The sequence below is a fragment of the Micromonospora sp. AMSO1212t genome (assembly GCF_008868145.1).
GTDB classification, from domain to species: Bacteria; Actinomycetota; Actinomycetes; order Mycobacteriales; family Micromonosporaceae; genus Micromonospora; species Micromonospora tulbaghiae.
The window spans coordinates 1-1,025 of sequence record NZ_WBKS01000256.1 but is presented as its reverse complement, the minus strand read 5'-3'; the positions used below and the strand labels follow the sequence as shown (position 1 = coordinate 1,025).

The 1,025-nt window shown below is 75.7% G+C and carries 2 protein-coding genes; both read right to left on the bottom strand.

Annotation, left to right across the window (positions count from 1 at the left end):
* Positions 1 to 579 (bottom strand): prephenate dehydratase domain-containing protein (locus F8279_RS29695; RefSeq protein ID WP_305069416.1); only part of this gene is annotated, 579 nt, incomplete at its 3' end.
* 10 nt (positions 580 to 589) lie between these two features.
* Positions 590 to 1,025 (bottom strand): hypothetical protein (locus F8279_RS29690; protein WP_151501712.1); only part of this gene is annotated, 436 nt, incomplete at its 5' end.

The following is a 1,025-nucleotide window of genomic DNA, read 5'->3' as shown; positions in this document are numbered from 1 at the left end:
CTCGGAGATTGGAATAAGAGACAGGGACACGAGCGCGAACCGGGTGACCGCGTCCGGGTGGTCGGCGATCTTGTCGGCCAGCACTGCCAGCCGGTGCCGGGTCGCGCCGATCGGGGCGCAGATGGCGGCGTCGTACTCGCCGCTCGCCGCTCCGGCCGCGGCGGCGCCGTTGGAGAGCACGTCGACCACTGTGGCGTCGGGCAGGTGCTCCCGCAGCCAGCCCCGGCACTGGGTGGACGCCTGCGGGTGGGCCGCGACGGAGCGGACGTCGGACAGCGTGGTGCCGGCGCGGGCGGCCAGCACGAACTCCACCGGCAGGACCACCTCGCGGGTGATCACCAGCGGGTCGCCCTCGACCAGTTCGTCGAGCGTCACCCCGACCGCGCCGCCGATGGAGTTCTCCAGCGGCACCAGCGCCGCGTCCGCCTCCCCGGCGCGTACCGCGTCGAGCGCCTCACCGACGCTGCGGGCCGGCGTGCGGTCCCCGCGCTCGGCGGCGGGCACGGTACGCAGGGCCTGTTCGGCGAAGGTGCCCTCGGGGCCCAGGTAGACGAAGCGGGTCGGCGGTGTTCCCGGCATGCCGACCAGCCTACGCACCCGGCGTGCCGTCGCAGGCCAGGGTACGGATGCCGATCGGCGCCACGGTCCGTACCTCGACGCCGCACACGTCCGTGCCGGCGGTGACCAGCCTCGGCGTGCCGGTCTCGCCACGCGTGACCACCTGCAACTCCTCGTGCCCGGTGACAGTCAGCACCGTGTACTGCCAGCCCTCGGCGCAGAGCGGACCGGTCGCCACCGTCACCTTGACGTCCCGGGGCAGCACGCCTGCGGATCCGCGCAGCAGCGCGACGATCCGGTCGCCGGACGGCCGCCCCCGGCAGGGCGCCGCCGAGGCCGGCGCGGACGGCGAGAGCGTGGGCGGGAGGACCGGGGCCGGTGGGGTCGGCGTCGCGCTCGGGCTGGGCGTGGCAGTCGCCGACGGGACCGGGACGGGTGTGGCGGCCGCGGGTGGTGCGCGTAGCTCG